Annotated in this window: 20 protein-coding genes; 7 read left to right on the top strand and 13 right to left on the bottom strand. The window is 51.6% G+C overall.

Annotated elements, in window-relative coordinates; genetic code table 11:
- Nucleotides 1-122 precede the first annotated feature (122 nt).
- Nucleotides 123-743 carry a BamJ family beta-barrel-assembly machinery protein gene (bamJ, locus tag BM427_RS12635; protein WP_090122034.1) on the bottom strand — a complete coding sequence of 207 codons (621 nt, stop codon included), beginning with the start codon at nt 741-743 and terminating at the stop codon, nt 123-125.
- 263 nt (nt 744-1,006) lie between these two features.
- On the opposite strand from bamJ, the gene BM427_RS12630 reads away from it, so the two are divergent.
- On the top strand, nt 1,007-1,660 hold the full coding sequence (locus tag BM427_RS12630) for a LysM-like peptidoglycan-binding domain-containing protein (protein ID WP_090122032.1): 654 nt from the start codon (nt 1,007-1,009) through the stop codon (nt 1,658-1,660).
- A gap of 600 nt (nt 1,661-2,260) precedes the next feature.
- Here BM427_RS12630 and rplI read toward each other — a convergent pair.
- From rplI to rpsF, 4 genes are read right to left on the bottom strand one after another with little or no spacing between them, the layout of a single operon-like run.
- Complete coding sequence (rplI, locus tag BM427_RS12625; protein WP_090122031.1) at nt 2,261-2,710, bottom strand: 50S ribosomal protein L9; 450 nt, start codon at nt 2,708-2,710, stop codon at nt 2,261-2,263.
- Nucleotides 2,711-2,751: 41 nt separating this feature from the next.
- Nucleotides 2,752-2,979 (bottom strand): 30S ribosomal protein S18, encoded by a 228-nt coding sequence (gene rpsR / locus BM427_RS12620; protein ID WP_000135199.1) that lies wholly within the window; start codon nt 2,977-2,979, stop codon nt 2,752-2,754.
- Nucleotides 2,980-2,983: 4 nt separating this feature from the next.
- A complete protein-coding gene (gene priB, locus BM427_RS12615; protein WP_090122029.1) occupies nt 2,984-3,298 on the bottom strand; it encodes a primosomal replication protein N in 315 nt (104 codons plus the stop codon).
- 6 nt (nt 3,299-3,304) lie between these two features.
- On the bottom strand, nt 3,305-3,700 hold the full coding sequence (gene rpsF, locus BM427_RS12610) for a 30S ribosomal protein S6 (RefSeq protein WP_007372769.1): 396 nt from the start codon (nt 3,698-3,700) through the stop codon (nt 3,305-3,307).
- A gap of 346 nt (nt 3,701-4,046) precedes the next feature.
- Here rpsF and yjfY point away from each other — a divergent pair, with 346 nt between their 5' ends.
- A complete protein-coding gene (yjfY, locus tag BM427_RS12605; protein WP_090122744.1) occupies nt 4,047-4,319 on the top strand; it encodes a DUF1471 family protein YjfY in 273 nt (90 codons plus the stop codon).
- A gap of 257 nt (nt 4,320-4,576) precedes the next feature.
- On the opposite strand, the gene BM427_RS12600 is transcribed toward yjfY, so the two are convergent.
- Genes BM427_RS12600 through ulaA form a run of 6 tightly spaced genes read right to left on the bottom strand, consistent with a single transcriptional unit; the run spans nt 4,577 to nt 8,984 of the window.
- Nucleotides 4,577-5,260 carry an L-ribulose-5-phosphate 4-epimerase gene (locus tag BM427_RS12600; RefSeq protein ID WP_090122028.1) on the bottom strand — a complete coding sequence of 228 codons (684 nt, stop codon included), beginning with the start codon at nt 5,258-5,260 and terminating at the stop codon, nt 4,577-4,579.
- Nucleotides 5,260-6,114: an L-ribulose-5-phosphate 3-epimerase gene (locus BM427_RS12595; protein WP_090122027.1), complete on the bottom strand. Its 855-nt coding sequence runs from the start codon at nt 6,112-6,114 to the stop codon at nt 5,260-5,262. Before BM427_RS12595 ends, BM427_RS12600 begins: the two co-directional genes overlap by 1 nt.
- A 9-nt stretch (nt 6,115-6,123) precedes the next feature.
- Complete coding sequence (locus tag BM427_RS12590) at nt 6,124-6,777, bottom strand: 3-keto-L-gulonate-6-phosphate decarboxylase UlaD (RefSeq protein ID WP_090122026.1); 654 nt, start codon at nt 6,775-6,777, stop codon at nt 6,124-6,126.
- Between the two features lie 11 nt (nt 6,778-6,788).
- Nucleotides 6,789-7,256, bottom strand: coding sequence for a PTS ascorbate transporter subunit IIA (gene ulaC / locus BM427_RS12585; RefSeq protein WP_090122024.1), 468 nt, complete (start codon nt 7,254-7,256; stop codon nt 6,789-6,791).
- Between the two features lie 9 nt (nt 7,257-7,265).
- Entirely contained in the window at nt 7,266-7,571 is a 306-nt protein-coding gene (gene ulaB / locus BM427_RS12580) for a PTS ascorbate transporter subunit IIB (RefSeq protein WP_090122022.1), read from the bottom strand.
- A gap of 15 nt (nt 7,572-7,586) precedes the next feature.
- The gene (gene ulaA / locus BM427_RS12575; RefSeq protein ID WP_090122021.1) at nt 7,587-8,984 is read right to left on the bottom strand and encodes a PTS ascorbate transporter subunit IIC; all 1,398 of its coding nucleotides are present in this window, start codon (nt 8,982-8,984) and stop codon (nt 7,587-7,589) included.
- A gap of 362 nt (nt 8,985-9,346) precedes the next feature.
- Between ulaA and ulaG the strand changes: the two genes are divergently transcribed.
- Both ulaG and ulaR read left to right on the top strand, forming a co-directional pair.
- Nucleotides 9,347-10,411: an L-ascorbate 6-phosphate lactonase gene (gene ulaG / locus BM427_RS12570; RefSeq protein WP_090122019.1), complete on the top strand. Its 1,065-nt coding sequence runs from the start codon at nt 9,347-9,349 to the stop codon at nt 10,409-10,411.
- A gap of 126 nt (nt 10,412-10,537) precedes the next feature.
- Complete coding sequence (gene ulaR / locus BM427_RS12565) at nt 10,538-11,293, top strand: HTH-type transcriptional regulator UlaR (protein WP_090122018.1); 756 nt, start codon at nt 10,538-10,540, stop codon at nt 11,291-11,293.
- On the opposite strand, the gene yjfP is transcribed toward ulaR, so the two are convergent.
- The gene (gene yjfP, locus BM427_RS12560) at nt 11,294-12,043 is read right to left on the bottom strand and encodes an esterase (protein WP_090122016.1); all 750 of its coding nucleotides are present in this window, start codon (nt 12,041-12,043) and stop codon (nt 11,294-11,296) included.
- Between the two features lie 187 nt (nt 12,044-12,230).
- Here yjfP and bsmA point away from each other — a divergent pair, with 187 nt between their 5' ends.
- The 3 genes from bsmA to BM427_RS12545 all read left to right on the top strand — a co-directional run bounded on the left by bsmA (nt 12,231) and on the right by BM427_RS12545 (nt 15,073).
- Nucleotides 12,231-12,560, top strand: coding sequence for a biofilm peroxide resistance protein BsmA (bsmA, locus tag BM427_RS12555; RefSeq protein WP_090122015.1), 330 nt, complete (start codon nt 12,231-12,233; stop codon nt 12,558-12,560).
- A 130-nt stretch (nt 12,561-12,690) separates the two neighbouring features.
- Nucleotides 12,691-12,966, top strand: a complete 276-nt coding sequence (yjfN, locus tag BM427_RS12550) for a DUF1471 family protease activator YjfN (protein ID WP_090122742.1) — start codon at nt 12,691-12,693, stop codon at nt 12,964-12,966.
- A 172-nt stretch (nt 12,967-13,138) separates the two neighbouring features.
- A complete protein-coding gene (locus tag BM427_RS12545; RefSeq protein WP_090122013.1) occupies nt 13,139-15,073 on the top strand; it encodes a methyl-accepting chemotaxis protein in 1,935 nt (644 codons plus the stop codon).
- On the opposite strand, the gene BM427_RS12540 is transcribed toward BM427_RS12545, so the two are convergent.
- Nucleotides 15,070-16,689 carry an isovaleryl-CoA dehydrogenase gene (locus BM427_RS12540; RefSeq protein WP_090122740.1) on the bottom strand — a complete coding sequence of 540 codons (1,620 nt, stop codon included), beginning with the start codon at nt 16,687-16,689 and terminating at the stop codon, nt 15,070-15,072. The two genes, BM427_RS12545 and BM427_RS12540, sit on opposite strands and share 4 nt — an antisense overlap.
- Between the last annotated feature and the right edge of the window lie 84 nt (nt 16,690-16,773).

The raw sequence follows: 16,773 nt of genomic DNA, 5'->3' as shown, positions 1-16,773 counted from the left end.
ACAAAAATACACCCGAACGCATATTTTTCAATATAATATATCGACATTGATCTTATTACCGAACGATCGACGCACTCTTCTCACCCCTCTCTCCAAAAAGAGAGAGGGATTCATGCGGGGAATTACAGAATTTCCAGCAGTTCCACCTCAAATACCAGAGTGCTGAATGGCGGGATAGATGCGCCAGCGCCACGCTCACCATAAGCGAGGTTATGCGGGATAGTCAGTTCCCATTTGGAGCCGACCGGCATGAGCGTCAGAGCTTCGATCCAGCCAGCGATAACACCATTAACCGGGAATTCGGCCGGTTCGCCGCGCGCGACGGAGCTGTCGAATACGCTACCGTCAATGAGTTTGCCGGTGTAGTGCACGCGAACGCGGTCAGTGCGCGCCGGGATTGCGCCTTCGCCCTGATTGATCACGCGGAACTGCAAACCGGATTCGGTGCTGTTCACGCCTTCACGCGCGCGGTTCTCTTCCAGATATTTCACGCCTTCCGCCGCCATCTCTTCAAAACGGGAACGACGCACGGCGTCGGCACGTTCGTGGATTTCACGCAGGGCGCGATGTACGACATCAACCGGTACAGCAGGTTGTTTGCCTGCCAGCGCGTCCGCGATGCCCGCGACCAGCGCTTCCGGTAACAGCCCCTCTAACCCGGATTCGCTAAGCTGCTGTCCGACCTGTAAACCGATGCCATAGCTGGCTTGCGCTTCGATCGTGTCAAAAGTTGGGGTTGTCATGGGTTTTCCTTCCATCGCTTTTTAAGGTAGCGCGCAGCATAACAGCCGGGCTGTACCGGGTACAACTTTGTCGCAGGAAAGATGACAAATCGCAGGGAAAGAGAAAGAATAGAGCCCGTAAGATAAATCTAATTTTGCTGTAGAAAAATCCGGCTTTGTGCTGACGATCAGAGAGTTAAAAACGATAGACGCCGCCCAGGAAGGATAAAATGTATATACTCAACGAGACAGGATTTTAAATGACGCGGAGCAGGAGGAAAGCCATGCCCGGGCGATTTGAACTGAAACCTACCCTGGTGAAAATCTGGCAAGCTCCGGAGCATTTTCGCCTTATGGACCCGCTCCCGCCGTTTCACCGTCGCGGTTTGATCCTGGCTGCGTTGTTGGTGATTATCGGTTTTCTGCTACCGTCAACGAACGATACGAGGCCGGTTACCGCCTCACGCGAAGCGCAAATTCAGTTACCTTCATCCACTGCCGCTCAGCCTGTCACCCCTGCACAAACGCCACCAGCGGTAGTGAACGATCCGCAACAGGTCGCCCCGGGCGCTGAAGCGTCGCTCGAACAGCAGCAACCAGAGCAACAGTCTGTACAGCAGCAAGAAGCCCCGGTGGCACAAAGTCGTCCGACGATCACCTCTTCCGGCAGCATTGAACAACAGTGGCGATCTTATCATGTAGAAGAAGGGAAAACGCTGGCGCAACTGTTCCGTGATCATAACCTACCGCCTACCGATGTTTACGCGATGGCGAAAGTGGAAGGTGAGGGGAAACCGCTAAGCAGCCTGAAAAACGGCCAGACGGTGAAGATTCGCCAGAATGCTAACGGCGTAGTAACCGGATTAACCATTGAGGCCAGCGGCCAGCAAGTGTTGTTTACCCGTCAGCCGGATGGCAGTTTTATTCGCGCACGTTAACCGATAAAGCCGGATAAGCGCTTATCCGGCACATTTATTACCCCACCGTATCCACAAGCAGACCAGCAGCGTGCCACGCCATATTTGATATCCATAATACTCGCGTCGAGGAAAATGGCGGATAGTACTATATCGGCAACCGGTACGACAAAGTTGAAGGGGCAATCATGATGACGGGGTTAAGCTTCTGCTGCATGCTCCGGCGCACACCAGGCACCACAACTTCCTGACAAGGTATGCACTTCCAGCGTACCTTTGCTTCCCGCCAGCAATACGCCGCAGCCAGCGCGATGAATCTATCACCCTTCCAGGCACAAGTAGAATCATGCAAGTTACTGGGGAAGTTAACTAACATCACGCCAGCAAAACCCAATACGCAGCCGAGCGTTTTGATATAGCGAAACCTGTCATTCTGGTAACGTTAAAAAGCAAAACGCCGGCATAAGGCCGGCGTTTTATTCCCCATCGTATTTCACGTTGCAAATACGTTGGCAACATTCGCTTACCCTGGTCACTGAGTTATCTCAGCTTCCGGGGATTCACTCACTTGCCGCCTTTCTGCAATCCCGAAAAACTTAAGGGCATCGTTATGAGTAAAAATTACTCAGCAACAACGTTTACAGTCAGTTTAGCGAATACTTCGCTATGAACCTGGAAGTCCACTTCGTGCTCACCAGTGGTACGCAGAACGCCGTTCGGCAGACGAACTTCGCTCTTAGCCACTTTAACGCCAGCCGCAGTCACTGCGTCAGCGATATCGCGAGTACCGATGGAACCGAACAGTTTACCTTCGTCGCCTGCTTTAGACGCGATGGTAACGGTGCCCAGTGCGTTGATTTCTTCAGCGCGAGCGTTAGCAGCCGCCAGAACGTTAGCCAGTTTGGCTTCCAGTTCAGCGCGACGTGCTTCGAAATATTCAACGTTTTTCTTGGTAGCCGGGACAGCTTTGCCCTGCGGTACCAGGAAGTTACGAGCGTAACCCGCTTTAACGTTAACCTGATCACCCAGGCTACCCAGGTTTGCTACTTTATCAAGCAGAATAACTTGCATTACCTTATCCTCTCAAAGTCGTATTAATGGACCGTGACCGATTACTGATGACGATCAGTGTACGGCAGCAGGGACAGGTAGCGAGCGCGTTTGATAGCGCGTGCCAGCTGGCGCTGATATTTTGCACGGGTACCGGTGATACGGCTCGGGACAATCTTACCGCTTTCGGTGATGTAGTTTTTCAGCGTAGCGATATCTTTATAGTCGATCTCTTGAACGCCTTCCGCGGTGAAACGGCAGAACTTGCGACGACGGAAATAACGTGCCATATGGCTAGTCTCCAGAATCTATCAATTCAATCTGCTCGGCATGCAGAACCATTTTAGTCAGGCCATTCTTTGCCTTGTGGCAACTGATGAATCCCTGAACGGTTACTGCGCTACCGACCGTTATACTGTGAGTAATGGCCTGGTTCTCCTGCCCGCTGATTATTACAGGCATTTGGCACCACGCCTGCCGGTGAAAACCGGCTTCCTCCTGCACAGAGCGGTGCTCAAGCACGAACTGGCAGTGAGGAATTCCTGACGGGCTGACCTTACGAAGCGGGGTCCTGCACACGGTGCCGGACAACACAAGTCGGTTGGCCATCAGAAATTACTCTTCAGAATCCCCAGCATCTGCATCATCTGCGGTTTCGTTTGCGAAATCATCGCGACGCTCACGGCGCTCGTCTTTCGCTTTAACCATCGGAGATGCTTCGGTAACAGCATGCTTAGTACGCATTACCATGCTACGGATAACGGCGTCGTTGAAGCGGAAGCTTGTTTCCAGCTCATCGATCACTTCCTGCGGTGCTTCAACGTTCAGCAGAACGTAGTGAGCTTTGTGCAGTTTGTTGATCGGGTAAGCCAGCTGACGGCGGCCCCAGTCTTCCAGACGGTGGATCGTGCCTTGCGCACCGGTGATAGCACCAGTGTAACGCTCGATCATGCCCGGAACCTGTTCGCTCTGGTCAGGATGGACCATAAAAACGATTTCGTAATGACGCATCGAATTGCTCCTTACGGATTATTCAGCCTCCTGTCTGGGTCAGCCGAGGCCCGTGGAGGCAAGGAACGTGTTAAAGGTCGGCTGAAAAATTGACGCGTCATAATACTGATCCCACCGGGCAAACTCAAGGTGAATTGCACAAATAATTCGCACTAAGCGCAAAGAGAACCCTCCCCTGAGCGCATTAAAATTAAACAAAACGCATTCCGGCAATTTTTTGAACGACAGCATCAGAAATGGTCGCGATACGTTTTATAACAAACGCGTAAACTTTAATCAGGCCTCAAAACAAAAGGAGGAGAGATGTTCAAAACATAATATTCGGCGTTATTTGGAGATTAACATTATGAAATACATCGCAATTTTACTAACAACCTTATTGCTCAGCCTCAACGCGACGGCAGCAATCAAACTCGACAACCGGCAAGCCCGGAACATGGATGATGTGCGCAGCTTAGGCGTTATTTACATCAATCATAACTTCGCCAGCGAACAAGAAGCCGACCAGGCTCTGAATGCCGCAACCGACGCACAAAACGCCACGTACTTTCACCCAATCCTGACACACGAGCCAGGCAGCAACGGCGCTCTGCACGCCAGCGCAGATATTTACCACTAACGGCATCAGGCTAAGTTTCCCTTGCGCTGCGGCCCCGGATTGGGGCCGCGCTCAGAAGTGAGAATAATTTTCTTTGGGATCTTATCAAATACCCCACCGACAGTTTTAATAAGGGCTTGTCAGCGTTATGGGAAGTGCGCGAGAAGCCATGCTCACAGGCTTTTCTCTACTCAGCCGATTAGCATCCGGAAGGCGTACAACATTCTGGAGCATAATATGTGCTATCCCATCAGCGCTTCGCCTTGCCAGGCTGTAACTTACTGCCCGTAATAGGCATTTGGCCCGTGCTTACGCATAAAGTGCTTATTCATCAGATAAGTATCAATCGGTTTTAACGCCGGATTGATACTACGTGCAATCCAGGCCATCCGGGCAACTGCTTCCATAACCACCGCATGATGAACGGCGTCAGCAGCATCTTTTCCCCATGTAAACGGACCGTGTTGGTAGACCACAATTCCCGGTGTATGTAGTGGATCACTTGTGCCCAGCGTCTCGACGATCACTTTACCAGTGTTGAGTTCATACTCTTCCTGCACCTCTTCTTCAGAGAGCGCCCGTGTGCAGGGAATATCGCCAAAGAAATAATCTGCATGCGTGGTTCCAAGAGCCGGGATTGCCAGCCCCGCTTGCGCCCAGGCCGTGGCATAAGTGGAATGGGTATGTACAACACCGCCAAGCTGAGGATAGCGTCGATACAACGCAAGATGTGTTGCAGTATCGGAAGACGGGCACCACGGCCCTTCCACCCTGTTGCCCTGTAAATCCACCACAACCATGTCATCTGACTTCATGTTCCCATAGGCAATACCACTGGGCTTAATCACCACCAGCCCGCGTTCACGGTCAATAGCGCTGGCATTTCCCCAGGTAAAGGTCACCAACCCATTGCGTGGCAGATCCATATTGGCGTCAAACACCTGCTGTTTAAGCTTTTGCATTATGCCGCCTCCACTAAACCCGCATTTACCATACGCGCTTTCACCCAATAGCGTGCTTTTAACACCTCTGCCGCCGGATCTTCTGCCGCCTCACTCCACATCTCGATCAAATAGGGGCCACAGTAGCCACTCTCTTTGAGCGTGGAGAAACAGCGTTCAAAATCTACGACGCCACTACCAAAGGGGACGTTTTTGAAGACACCAGGAAGCGTATCTTTGACATGAACTGCCACGATATGGCCGACACCCGCCAAGAGTTCCATCTGCACGTCGTTATCCCAGGCAGAAAGGTTGCCAATATCCGGATAGAGCTGAAACCACGGGTTATTAAGGTAGTGCGCGTACCCCAGCGCTTTGCTAATTGAGTTCATCAGCGGGTAATCCATAATTTCCATCGCCAGGGTTACCTGCGCGCGGCTGGCCATGTCAACGCTCTCTTTGAGCCCGTCACGAAAGCGGCGACGCGTCTCATCGTTCGCCTGCTGGTAATAAACATCATAACCGGCGAGTTGAATCACACGGATACCGGTATCCTGCGCAAACCGGATAGCCTTGCGCATAATCTCCAGCCCCTGATTGCGCACCGCATCATCTTCGCAGCCCAGCGGAAAACGCCGGTGCGCACTCAGACACATAGAGGGAACGCGAACACCCGTTTCTACTATCGCAGCCACCAGCGCCAGGCGCTGCTCGGGGCGCCAGTCGAGGCGGGCAAGACGCGCATCGGTTTCATCAACCGACATTTCGACAAAATCGAAACCCAGCGTTTTCGCCAGTCGCAGCCGTTCCAGCCAGCACTCCCCGGCAGGGAGTGCTTTTTCGTAGATACCCAGCAGGATCTGTTTCGACAACATGCCCACTCCTTAGCCCCACAGTTGAGCAATTGAGCGCTTGAACTGACGCGCCGCTTCAACCGGATCAGCGGCGTCGCGGATACTGCGCCCGGCAATAAAGACGTGAATGGGAATACCCTTGAACAGCGGCAGGTCCTCCAGCGCCAGCCCGCCGGTCACCGTCACCTTAAAGCCCATTTCGGCCAGTTTTGTCACCGCGCTGATATCAGCGTCACCCCAGGCGACACCTGCCGCCTGCGCATCACGGCTGCGGTGATAGACAACTTGTTGAATGCCTGCATCTCGCCACTGCTGCGCCTGTTGCCACGTCCAGTAGCCGGTCAGTTCAATCTGCACGTCGCCGTTAAACTCTTTCGCCACATCCAGTGCGCCTTTGGCCGTGTTGATATCAGCGCAACAGATCACGGTCACCCAGTCAGCATTGGCTTCAAAGCACATTCTTGAAAGGATTTTCCCGGCGTCGGCAATTTTGGCGTCGGCCAGTACAATTTTTTGAGGATACAAGGCCTTGAGATCGCGAACAGCACGAACGCCCTCGCCAACGCATAAAATGGTGCCTACCTCAATAATATCCACCTCTTCGGCAATTAAGCGGGTGGTCTCATAAGCATGTGACAGCGTCTGGTTATCCAGGGCCACCTGTAACATCGGTAAATCAGACATGTTTTTGCTCCTTATACAGACGCCGCCGTGGCGCTATCAATTAAATCCAGTACCTGCTGCGACGTGCGACACGCGCGTAAACGTTCAAAATTAGCTTCATCTTCAAACAGATTGACGATTTGCATGATGCCGTCTTCCTGATGCGTACGTGCATCCACTGCCGCCAGAGTGATGAGAATGTCGACCGGATCGTTGTCTTCGTGATTAAAAACCAGCGGTGTTTTGAGGGTTACCAGTGCAAAGCCATTTGTCTTCACCCCTTCTTCGGGGCGGCCATGAGGCATAGCAAGCCCCGGAGCAATCACGAAGTACGGTCCAAACCGTTCCACACCATCCAGAATGGCCTGGTAGTAACGCGGTTCAACAACCTCAGCCTCTACCAGCAGATCCACGCCAAGCTTCACTGCCTCCTGCCACGTTCTGGCCTCTGCTTGCAAGCGAATCGCATTGTTCTCCGCCAGCGAGTCACGTAATTTCATAGTGAGTCCTTATTTCACATCCTGTGCAAAATGGGCGTTGATGACTTCCATCAGCTTCGGACCAAAATCAGCGGCAGAGAGCATATTGCGTACCCCCACCACGAACTTATTACCAGAGACTTCAATTTCACTGGCGACATGGGTAGAGGCAATGATGATATCCGCCCCGCTCAGCTCGCTTTTATATTCCCCCACGGCGCAGCTGTTCACCGTATGGTCAACCTTTTGTTGCGTCAAAAACTGGTCAACTTTCATTTTCATGATCATGGAACTGCCTTGCCCACAACCACACACAGCCAGAATACGTACGGTCATAATCAAACTCCTTTTTTAAACAGAGTGTTCTGTCAGTTGTTTTTCCGCGTCTTCCTCAGCACGCAGGGCGCGACCAGCGAAGAACATGTAAGTCAGCGCAATCAAAATCATTACGCCCATAAACACGATCCCCAGAGAGGCAAAGCCTTGCATCATCGGCGGCGCCAGGATGGACCAGTCAGCCATCCCCATCCACGCGCTCATTCCCGTCAGTTTTACCGCCCATACGCAGCCAAAAATTTCGATCATGCCCATCACCAGACAAATCTTGATGGCAGCACGCCAGCCGCCGAAGTGGTTGGCGAAGACACCAATAGTGGCGTTGGAGAAGAACATCGGGATGAAGCCAGGAATAATGAGAACGGAGGAGCCACAGATAATCAGGATGCCGACCGCAATCAATTGGCCGATAGTTCCCCACATAAAGCCCCAGACCACCGCGTTCGGCGCGAAGCTATAAATCGCCGCACAATCAATCGCCAGCACAGCGCCCGGAATCAAGCGCTGCGAAATACCGTTGAAGGCTTCGGAAAGCTCAGCGACAAACATACGCACGCCCTGGACAATAATGAAAATCGCCACCGCAAACTGGAAGCCGGTTTGCAGGATATACACTGTCCAGTGGGTTTTCCCCGCCATCGCCTGAACAGTATCAAGGCCAAAGGAGAGCAAAATCGCGCCAAAGAAGACCGTCATGACAATAGCGGTAGAGACGATGTTGTCATGGAAGATATTCAGCCAGCCCGGCAGTTTCAGATCTTCAACGCTTTCCTCTTTTTTCCCAAGGTACGGCGCAATTTTGTAAGCAATCCAGGAGGCGAACTGCTGCTGGTGACCGATAGAAAAACCGCAGTTATCTGTCACTTCCTGTGTTGGTTTGTACATCATATTGGAGGTAATACCCCAATAGAGTGAAACCAGCACGGCAGCACAGATAATGGTGGTCCACATGGAGTAACCGAGAATAAAAAAGAACACCGCAATCAGGCCAGCCTGCTGGAACATGATGTGTCCGGTCAGCATGATGGTGCGAATGCCAGTAATACGCCGCAGCAGTACGTAACTAATATTAAGCGCCAATGCCAGCAGTACTGAATAACCCACCCAACTGTACGCGTCTCCCATACGTTCGATGGTCGCCATCATTGATGCGTAAGTGTCAGAGATCGCGCCATTGATGCCGTACACTTCCGACATTTTGGCAACCACCGGTTTAAACGTGCTGGTCAGAATCCCCGACCCTGCCTGCAACAACATAAAACCGATGATTGTTTTGATCGTGCCTTTAACGATAACACTGACACTTTTTCTCAACAGGATATAGCCAATACAAGTCACGATCCCCAGCAGCAACGGGGCATTAGTCATCACCTGGTTAAAAAAGATGGTGAAGACGTTATAGAAAATCGCCATAACTCGCTCCAGTAAGAAAGCGGCTGCATCTGTGCAATGCAGCACAAGGTGAAAACACTCTACCAATCATAAATAATCACAAAAAGATTGTTTTTGATTAATTGTGACGAACCACGCAATTTATTTCCCCCTTCTCATTGCGTGTACATACGCAATACAACAACCTGCAAAATAATCCTTTAAATTAATATAGTTAATAAGAAAAAAAGAAAAATCAGCATGCGGGAATTATCGTGAAATCACAATAGCGATGCTATTTAACATGCAAAACAGTGTTGCAGACATGATGAAACTGTGAAAATATAAATCACAATTCATCATTTTATGATTTATTTTGATCTTTAAAGGTAAGGAGCGACACGATGAGTAAGATTAAAACCATTACCCGGGAATCATGGATTCTGAGCACATTTCCCGAGTGGGGAAGCTGGCTTAATGAAGAAATTGAGCAGGAATGTGTCGCTCCCGGCACCTTTGCTATGTGGTGGCTGGGTTGTACTGGTATCTGGTTGAAATCAGAGGGGAGTACCAATGTTTGCGTCGATTTCTGGTGCGGTACGGGCAAGCAGGGCCACGGTAATCCATTGATGAAAAAAGGCCATCAGATGCAGCGCATGGCAGGTGTAGAAAAACTGCAGCCGAACCTGCGCACCACGCCGTTTGTGTTGGATCCGTTTGCTATCCGTCAGGTCGATGCCATCCTCGCCACCCACGATCACAACGATCATATTGATGTAAACGTCGCCGCAGCCGTCATGAAGAACTGTGCCGACGATGTCCCCTTCATCGGCCCACAAACCTGCGTCAATTTATGGATTGGCTGGGGTGTACCGAAATCGCGCTGTATCGTCGTCAAACCGGGTGATATTATTCGCATAAAAGATATTGAAATTCATGCGCTTGATGCGTTCGATCGCACCGCATTAATTACCCTTCCAGCCGAGCAAAAAGCGGCTGGTCTACTGCCTGACGGCATGGATCAGCGGGCGGTGAACTACCTCTTCAAAACGCCCGGCGGTACGCTATACCACAGCGGCGACTCGCACTATTCCAACTACTATGCGAAGCATGGCAACGAGCACCAAATTGATGTGGCATTGGGTTCCTACGGCGAGAATCCCCGAGGCATTACGGACAAGATGACCAGCGCCGACATACTGCGTATGGCTGAAGCACTGAACACAAAAGTCGTGATCCCATTCCACCACGATATCTGGTCAAATTTTCAGGCCGATCCACAAGAGATTCAAGTCCTGTGGAATATGAAAAAGGACCGCTTGCGGTATGGCTTTAAACCTTATATCTGGCAGGTTGGCGGGAAATTTACCTGGCCTATGGATAAAGACAATGTTGAGTATCACTACCCACGTGGTTTTGATGATTGCTTCACTATCGAGCCCGATTTACCGTTTAAGTCTTTCCTCTAAAAGTAAAAGCCGGAGCGGGTGCCCGTGTGTATCCGCTTTTTATCATCAATATCGTGCACTTATCTTTAGTAATTTCAGGCTATTTCAAATATCATCTTTTCACATCATTGCTCATCGGAATAGCTCATGACGGAAGCACAACGACATCAAATACTGCTGGATCAACTGGCGCAGACAGGCTTTATTACGGTTGAAGAAGTGATCGCCAGCCTGGGGGTTTCTCCTGCAACCGCACGCCGCGATATCAACAAACTTGATGAAAGTGGCAAACTTAAGAAAGTGCGTAACGGCGCTGAAGCCATCAGCCAGCAACGTCCGCGCTGGTCGCCGATGAATATCCATGAAGCACTCCACCACGATGAAAAAGTACGTATCGCCAGAGCCGCATCACAGCTCGTTAGCGCTGGCGAAAGCGTGGTGATCAACTGTGGATCAACCGCTTTCCTGCTGGGGCGCGAAATCTGCGGCAAACCAGTACAAATCATCACGAACTATCTCCCCCTCGCCAATTACCTTATCGAACAAGAACACGAAAGCGTGGTCATCATGGGCGGGCAATACAACAAGACTCAGTCCATCACGCTGAGCCCGCAAGGCAATGAAAATAGCCTCTATGCTGGTCACTGGATGTTTACCAGCGGCAAAGGACTGACGGCAGAAGGTCTTTATAAAACCGACATGCTGACTGCCATGGCCGAACAGAAAATGCTGAACATGGTGGGAAAACTGGTCGTTCTGGTGGATAGCAGTAAAGTCGGTGAGCGTGCGGGTATGTTGTTCAGCAACGCTGATCAAATCGACTTGGTGATTACCGGGAAACAGGCTAACCCCGAAATCCTCAAAAAACTTGAGGATCAGGGGGTTGAAGTGATGCGCGTGTAGTTACAGATGTTCGGTGAAGAAGCGGACGGCGGCCGCCAGAGCGGTGGGTGTTACGCGATGTTTTACGCCTGCTTCCCACAGACAGGTTAACTGCTCGTCCAAACGTGCAGCCTTCAATGCCTGCTGCAGACGTAATGTTTCCGCTGCGGGTACCACATCATCATCCTCCCCGTGCCAGAGAAAAAGCGGACGGTTGGCGAGCTGTGCTAATTGCCCGCTGACATCCCATTTTGCTAACGGCGCGATAATCGCATCGAACGCCGCCTGCTGCTCCGGCGTAGTCACCCCAAGCGGCGGAAAAAGAGTCCTTGCCAGGGTGGAGAAATAGCCGGAACCCATCAGGCAGGCAACGCTCTTAACCTCCGGGAACTGCGTCATAATACCGAGCGCCGTCATTCCTCCCATGGACGCACCCCCCACGCCCAGCCGGTAATTTTCAATTAATCCCTGCTGGTACAGCGCCTCTTTCAGCGACGCAAACTCAGCAAAATTTCCCTGTAAGATTTGCCAGAAACGGTTTAGCCGCCGCGTTTCATCACCTTCAAACCGGGCACCATGTTCCGGAGCATCAGGCATGACGACCCGAAACCCGGCCTGAGCCAGCGCCACAGCAAAATAGCTATATACCAATTTAGAAGAGGTAAATCCGTGGTAAAAAACAATACAGGGCAATGGCTGTTCCCCTTTTCCCGCCGGGAACGCGTGCAATGTTTCAATTCCGGCAAAATGCCGTACGTCGAGTTCAATCATTGGCCTCTCCTTGATCTATAGTGCTGGTATGCCATCACATCTTCGAAGGTGCAAGTCGGTGTTCACATATCAAATGTCAGCATCGAGATAAAGATGCTGCACCGATCGCATTTTCATTCGAAACTTATGTTGGCAATAGCAAAATCGGGAACATTCCCTTCTTGCCCGTTTATTATGGAACTACACTATGGCTATCAGGAGACATGAAAACATGATGCGCTGGTATCTCCCCCTTGTTGTGGCGCTGTTTTTGAGTGGATGTAGCGTGCTGGAAGGTAAGCCACAGCCCGCCCCGCCCGTCAGCGATCATCCGCAGGAGATCAGTCGGAATCAGACGCAAAACCTGCAGGAAATGAGTGCATTTAGCGTATGGGTGCAGGGCTCTCCTATGGATGTGGAAGATGCAATAAAAGCCAGAGCTACCGCTGAAAAAGCGGATTACTACGTCATTATAATGATGGATGACACGGTAATTCCAGGCCGCTGGTACGCAAGGGCGATGTTGTATCGTCATTAAGCGTCTGGGTTTAAGGAAGATTTACACTGCTTTGCGTCCTTTTATGTTTGCCTGTGCACAATGGACTGTATGGAATTTTCATGCGAATGAGAGCCCTGGAAAAATCGGGGTAACATGGAATGGAGCTGATATGAAACGATCTCTTGCCTTAAACTCACTGTTGCTCTCTACAGGCTTAGACAGCATAACAGCGCAGCCAGCAGAGTTCGCGAGCGCTGACTGCGTCACCGGGCTGAATGAAATTGGCCTGATTTCTGTCAACAATGTTTCCGGAAGCCTACAAGATGTGGAGCGTGTCATCGCGTTGAAAGCTGACGAACAAGGGGCATCCTGGTACCGTATTATCCAGATGCAGGAAGAACAACGGACAGACAACTGGCGAGTCCAGGCCATACTTTATGCCTGACAGGTCATTCTCCCCAAAAGCCACTTTTATAGAGTGGCTTTTTTGTTTACTCTTTTCGAACAATGAGTTACCACATAGATATATTTTTTGTAACGTCTTGTTACATTGACATGTTAAATGTTATCGAATTATTGCCGTTGAAGGTGCTGACACCCTTTTCAGCGGATCTTTTATGAGCACCTTTTTTAGTCGCATTGGACTCGGCACCAAACTTTCTCTTCTCACGGGCATAAGCGTAGCCGTGCTTTTCCTGATTTTCACCTTTCTGCTAAGTAATAAAGCCAGCCAACAACTAGAAACTCTGGCGGTGGAAGATCTCCATAATCAGTCCACGGGCGTCCAGGATATGGTCGAAATGTTTAACAGCAGCCTGAGCGAAGAGGTTGAAAGCTATACTCGTCTGTTTAATAGTTTTTTGCCCCAACCTGTGACCATTGATCAGACGCAACGCCGTGAAATTAACGGTATCAGCGTTCCTTTACTGAAAGGGGGCGACAGTGACCTTCATGAAAACAACGCCTCTGTTGATGATTTTCTTACCCGCACCGGGGCTATCGCCACGCTGTTTGTGCGCAGTGGCGATGACTTTGTGCGCGTTGCCACCTCGTTACGTAAAGAGAATGGCGATCGTGCGATAGGCACCAAGCTGGACAAAGCCAGCCCGGCCTTTGCCCAGGCGTTGAAAGGGGAAACGTACCGTGGGCTGGCCTTATTATTCGGTAAGCGCTACATCACGCAATACCAGCCGGTAAAAGATAACAACGGCAACACCATAGCCATTTTGTTTGTCGGCGTGGACATTACCCATTCATGGGAGATCATGCGTAGTAAGATCCTTGGGCGCCAGCTTGGTGATAGTGGCCATTTCTACGTTCTGGATCGCAATAATGGCAAGAACTACGGTAACTACCTGTTCCACCCCAGCGAAGAGGGTAAACGTCCGCAGTGGGATGAACACGATCTGAATACCGTTCTGCAAAAGCCTGCAGGTACGCTGGAACAACAGCGCCCGGATGGTCATCGACAATTACTTTCCTGGATAACCGTGCCCGGCTGGAACTGGACAGTGGTGGGCGAAGTCGACAAAGCGGTATTGCTCAACGATGTCAACACGCTACGCAACCAGTTCCTGATAGCCGGGCTGGTGCTCTCTCTGCTGTTTGCCGCGCTGTTTGTAGTGATTGTCCGCCGCTGGTTGACCCGTCCTCTGCGTGATGCCATCGGCCTTGCCAGCCGTTATGCGTCTGGCGATCTGCGGGCCAGTTTGCAGGTCAAACGTCAGGACGAAGTGGGGCAACTCATTGATGCCATCAACGGGATCGGAAATGGCTTGCATACCATTGTCTTACAAGTGCGTGAATCCGCCAGCGATATTCACCACGGTACGAATGCGCTTGCCGCCGATAGCAGTGAAATCAGCGAGCAAATTAACAAGCAGGCCAGCAGCGTTGAGGAGACTTCAGCCAGTATGGGGCAACTTGCCGCTACCCTACAGCAGAATGCCGCCAATATGGAAGAGATGCAGTCGCTGGTGAATGAAACCGCCCGGGAAGTACAAAAGGGTGGAATTACCGTCGAAGAAGCAGTTGCGACCATGGACGCAATTCGTACCGCCTCTCAGCGGATTGCCGACATCACCCATGTGATTGAATCTATCGCCTTCCAGACCAATATCCTGGCACTTAACGCTGCGGTTGAAGCCGCTCGCGCTGGGGAACATGGCAAAGGGTTTGCTGTCGTAGCCCAGGAAGTACGGGCGTTGGCAGCGCGCAGCGCCAATGCGGTAAAAGAGATCGATGAACTGACCAGCGATACGCTCAAAAAAGTTCGTGAGGGCCATACCTTATCCAACAATACCCGACAGGCGATGGAATCCATCACCGCGCATATGAACCATATTAATCAGTTGGTTAATGAAATTAACAATGCCTCTCATGAGCAGTCGGCAGGTATTAATCAGGTCAATACTGCTATGACGCATATTGGTGAAGCCACACATATTAACGCAGGACGGGTTTCGCGCAGTGAGCAAACTGCTGGCACACTGCGCGAAAAAGGGGAACATCTGACGGAGGTGGTCCGCTTGTTTAGCCTGAAAACGGACTAACCGGCACCGCCCGTGGCACGCAGCAGCAGGTCATTTTTTACCTGCTCGGTCACAACTGACGCGCCGCGTATATCCAGCATCATCCGGCACCAGGCCTGTGCTATCGACGGGGAAGAGAACTGCAACATTTGTGCCCCCGTCGCTAACAGATACAGCTGTCGGGTAATATCCCGTCCTTGCGCCTCAAGAGGTCTACGCAGCTGTTGCTGTAACTGTCGCCATGCGCGATCAAAATGCCTGTCCTGCCCTTTGACCGCACCAAACGCATCGTGCAATAACTCACTGATGCCTTGCTGTTTGGACAGTACGCGTAATACATCAAGACACATAATATTGCCGGAGCCCTCCCAGATGCTATTTACCGGCATTTCCCGATAAAGCCGGGGAAGCTCGCTCTCTTCGCAATAGCCAATACCGCCCAGGACTTCCATGGCTTCGGCAACAAATGGCATACCCTCTTTGCAGACCGCAAATTTCGCAACGGGGGTAAACAACCGAGCCCAAAGCGTCTCTTCCGGTGTGGCACGAGTATCCCAGGCACGGGCAAGGCGAAATAAAAACGCGGTTTGCCCTTCCAGTTGTAACGCCATCCGGCTAAGGACTTCCCGCATCATTGGCTGGTCGACGAGATTTTTACCAAATGCCTGACGTTGATGGGCATAATACAGAGCCACGGAAAATGCCCGGCGCATCAGGCCGTGGGTCCCCAGCGCACAGTCAAAGCGGGTCAGTCCACCCATTTTAAGGATTTGACGCACGCCATCACCCTCCTCCCCTACCAACCAGCCGCTGGCCTCGCAGAATTCCGCTTCGCTGCTGGCATTGGAACGGTTACCCAGCTTATCTTTCAGGCGCTCCAGCCGCACAGCGTTGCGTTGTCCGTCGGGTAAAAAACGTGGTACAAAAAAGCAGGAGAGCCCACCTTTTGCCTGCGCCAGGACCAGATGCGCATCGCTCTGCGGCACTGAGAAAAACCATTTGTGCCCTACTAGCCTATAGCTGTCACCGCTGCGTTGTGCCTGTGTGGTATTACTGAGCACGTCCGAGCCGCCCTGTTTTTCTGTCATCCCCATGCCAATCAGCAAGCCGCGCTTTTGGTTGCCTGGCGCGAGATGCGGGTCGTAACGGTCGCTCATCAGCGGTTTTAGCCAGTCTTTGAAAGATGCAGGGAGCGAATGTTGCAATAACGGCGTGGCGGCAAAGGTCATGGTAACAGGGCATAACGAACCGGCTTCCACCTGCGCATGGAGCACAAACCGGGCGGCGCGGGCGACGAAAGAACCGCTGCGTGCGTCCTCTTCCCACGCCAGGTTGTGAACGCGGTTGGCACATAAGCCTTGCATCAGTAAGTGCCATGCAGGGTGAAAGCGTACATCATCGAGCCGTGCACCCGTCGAATCATAACGCAGCAGTTCCGGTGGATTAACGTTGGCCAGCCTGCCGAGTTCCAGCGATTCTGCCGTACCCAATTGCTGGCCGATACTGGCCAGTAAATCTGTATCCCACGCCGCCCCTTCGCGGATAACTGCGTCATGCAGGGCCCGGTCAGAAAGAAAAAGATTGCTGTTATTCAGGGGGATGGGTTGATTGAAAACGGTATGCGTTTGCCAGTGCATCTGTTTGCCCTCCATGAATGGCATAGACAATAAGTATGGGCAGAGGGGAGACGTTCCGCCCGCGATAGCGGTCACAAAACGGTG

This window comes from Kosakonia arachidis, from assembly GCF_900116535.1.
Taxonomy (GTDB): domain Bacteria; phylum Pseudomonadota; class Gammaproteobacteria; order Enterobacterales; family Enterobacteriaceae; genus Kosakonia; species Kosakonia arachidis.
The sequence above is the reverse complement of the archived record's forward strand: the minus strand, read 5'-3'. Positions and strand labels throughout refer to the sequence as shown.

Coding starts and splice junctions, on each gene's coding strand:
- rpsR (WP_000135199.1), bottom strand. CDS start 2,979: ATGGCACGTTATTTCCGTCGTCGCAAGTTCTGCCGTTTCACCGCGGAA.
- BM427_RS12540 (WP_090122740.1), bottom strand. CDS start 16,689: ATGCACTGGCAAACGCATACCGTTTTCAATCAACCCATCCCCCTGAAT.
- BM427_RS12630 (WP_090122032.1), top strand. CDS start 1,007: ATGCCCGGGCGATTTGAACTGAAACCTACCCTGGTGAAAATCTGGCAA.
- yjfP (WP_090122016.1), bottom strand. CDS start 12,043: ATGATTGAACTCGACGTACGGCATTTTGCCGGAATTGAAACATTGCAC.
- ulaB (WP_090122022.1), bottom strand. CDS start 7,571: ATGACCGTACGTATTCTGGCTGTGTGTGGTTGTGGGCAAGGCAGTTCC.
- bamJ (WP_090122034.1), bottom strand. CDS start 743: ATGACAACCCCAACTTTTGACACGATCGAAGCGCAAGCCAGCTATGGC.
- ulaC (WP_090122024.1), bottom strand. CDS start 7,256: ATGAAATTACGTGACTCGCTGGCGGAGAACAATGCGATTCGCTTGCAA.
- priB (WP_090122029.1), bottom strand. CDS start 3,298: ATGGCCAACCGACTTGTGTTGTCCGGCACCGTGTGCAGGACCCCGCTT.
- ulaR (WP_090122018.1), top strand. CDS start 10,538: ATGACGGAAGCACAACGACATCAAATACTGCTGGATCAACTGGCGCAG.
- yjfN (WP_090122742.1), top strand. CDS start 12,691: ATGAAACGATCTCTTGCCTTAAACTCACTGTTGCTCTCTACAGGCTTA.
- BM427_RS12595 (WP_090122027.1), bottom strand. CDS start 6,114: ATGTTGTCGAAACAGATCCTGCTGGGTATCTACGAAAAAGCACTCCCT.
- rplI (WP_090122031.1), bottom strand. CDS start 2,710: ATGCAAGTTATTCTGCTTGATAAAGTAGCAAACCTGGGTAGCCTGGGT.
- BM427_RS12600 (WP_090122028.1), bottom strand. CDS start 5,260: ATGCAAAAGCTTAAACAGCAGGTGTTTGACGCCAATATGGATCTGCCA.
- ulaG (WP_090122019.1), top strand. CDS start 9,347: ATGAGTAAGATTAAAACCATTACCCGGGAATCATGGATTCTGAGCACA.
- rpsF (WP_007372769.1), bottom strand. CDS start 3,700: ATGCGTCATTACGAAATCGTTTTTATGGTCCATCCTGACCAGAGCGAA.
- bsmA (WP_090122015.1), top strand. CDS start 12,231: ATGGCTATCAGGAGACATGAAAACATGATGCGCTGGTATCTCCCCCTT.
- yjfY (WP_090122744.1), top strand. CDS start 4,047: ATGAAATACATCGCAATTTTACTAACAACCTTATTGCTCAGCCTCAAC.
- ulaA (WP_090122021.1), bottom strand. CDS start 8,984: ATGGCGATTTTCTATAACGTCTTCACCATCTTTTTTAACCAGGTGATG.
- BM427_RS12545 (WP_090122013.1), top strand. CDS start 13,139: ATGAGCACCTTTTTTAGTCGCATTGGACTCGGCACCAAACTTTCTCTT.
- BM427_RS12590 (WP_090122026.1), bottom strand. CDS start 6,777: ATGTCTGATTTACCGATGTTACAGGTGGCCCTGGATAACCAGACGCTG.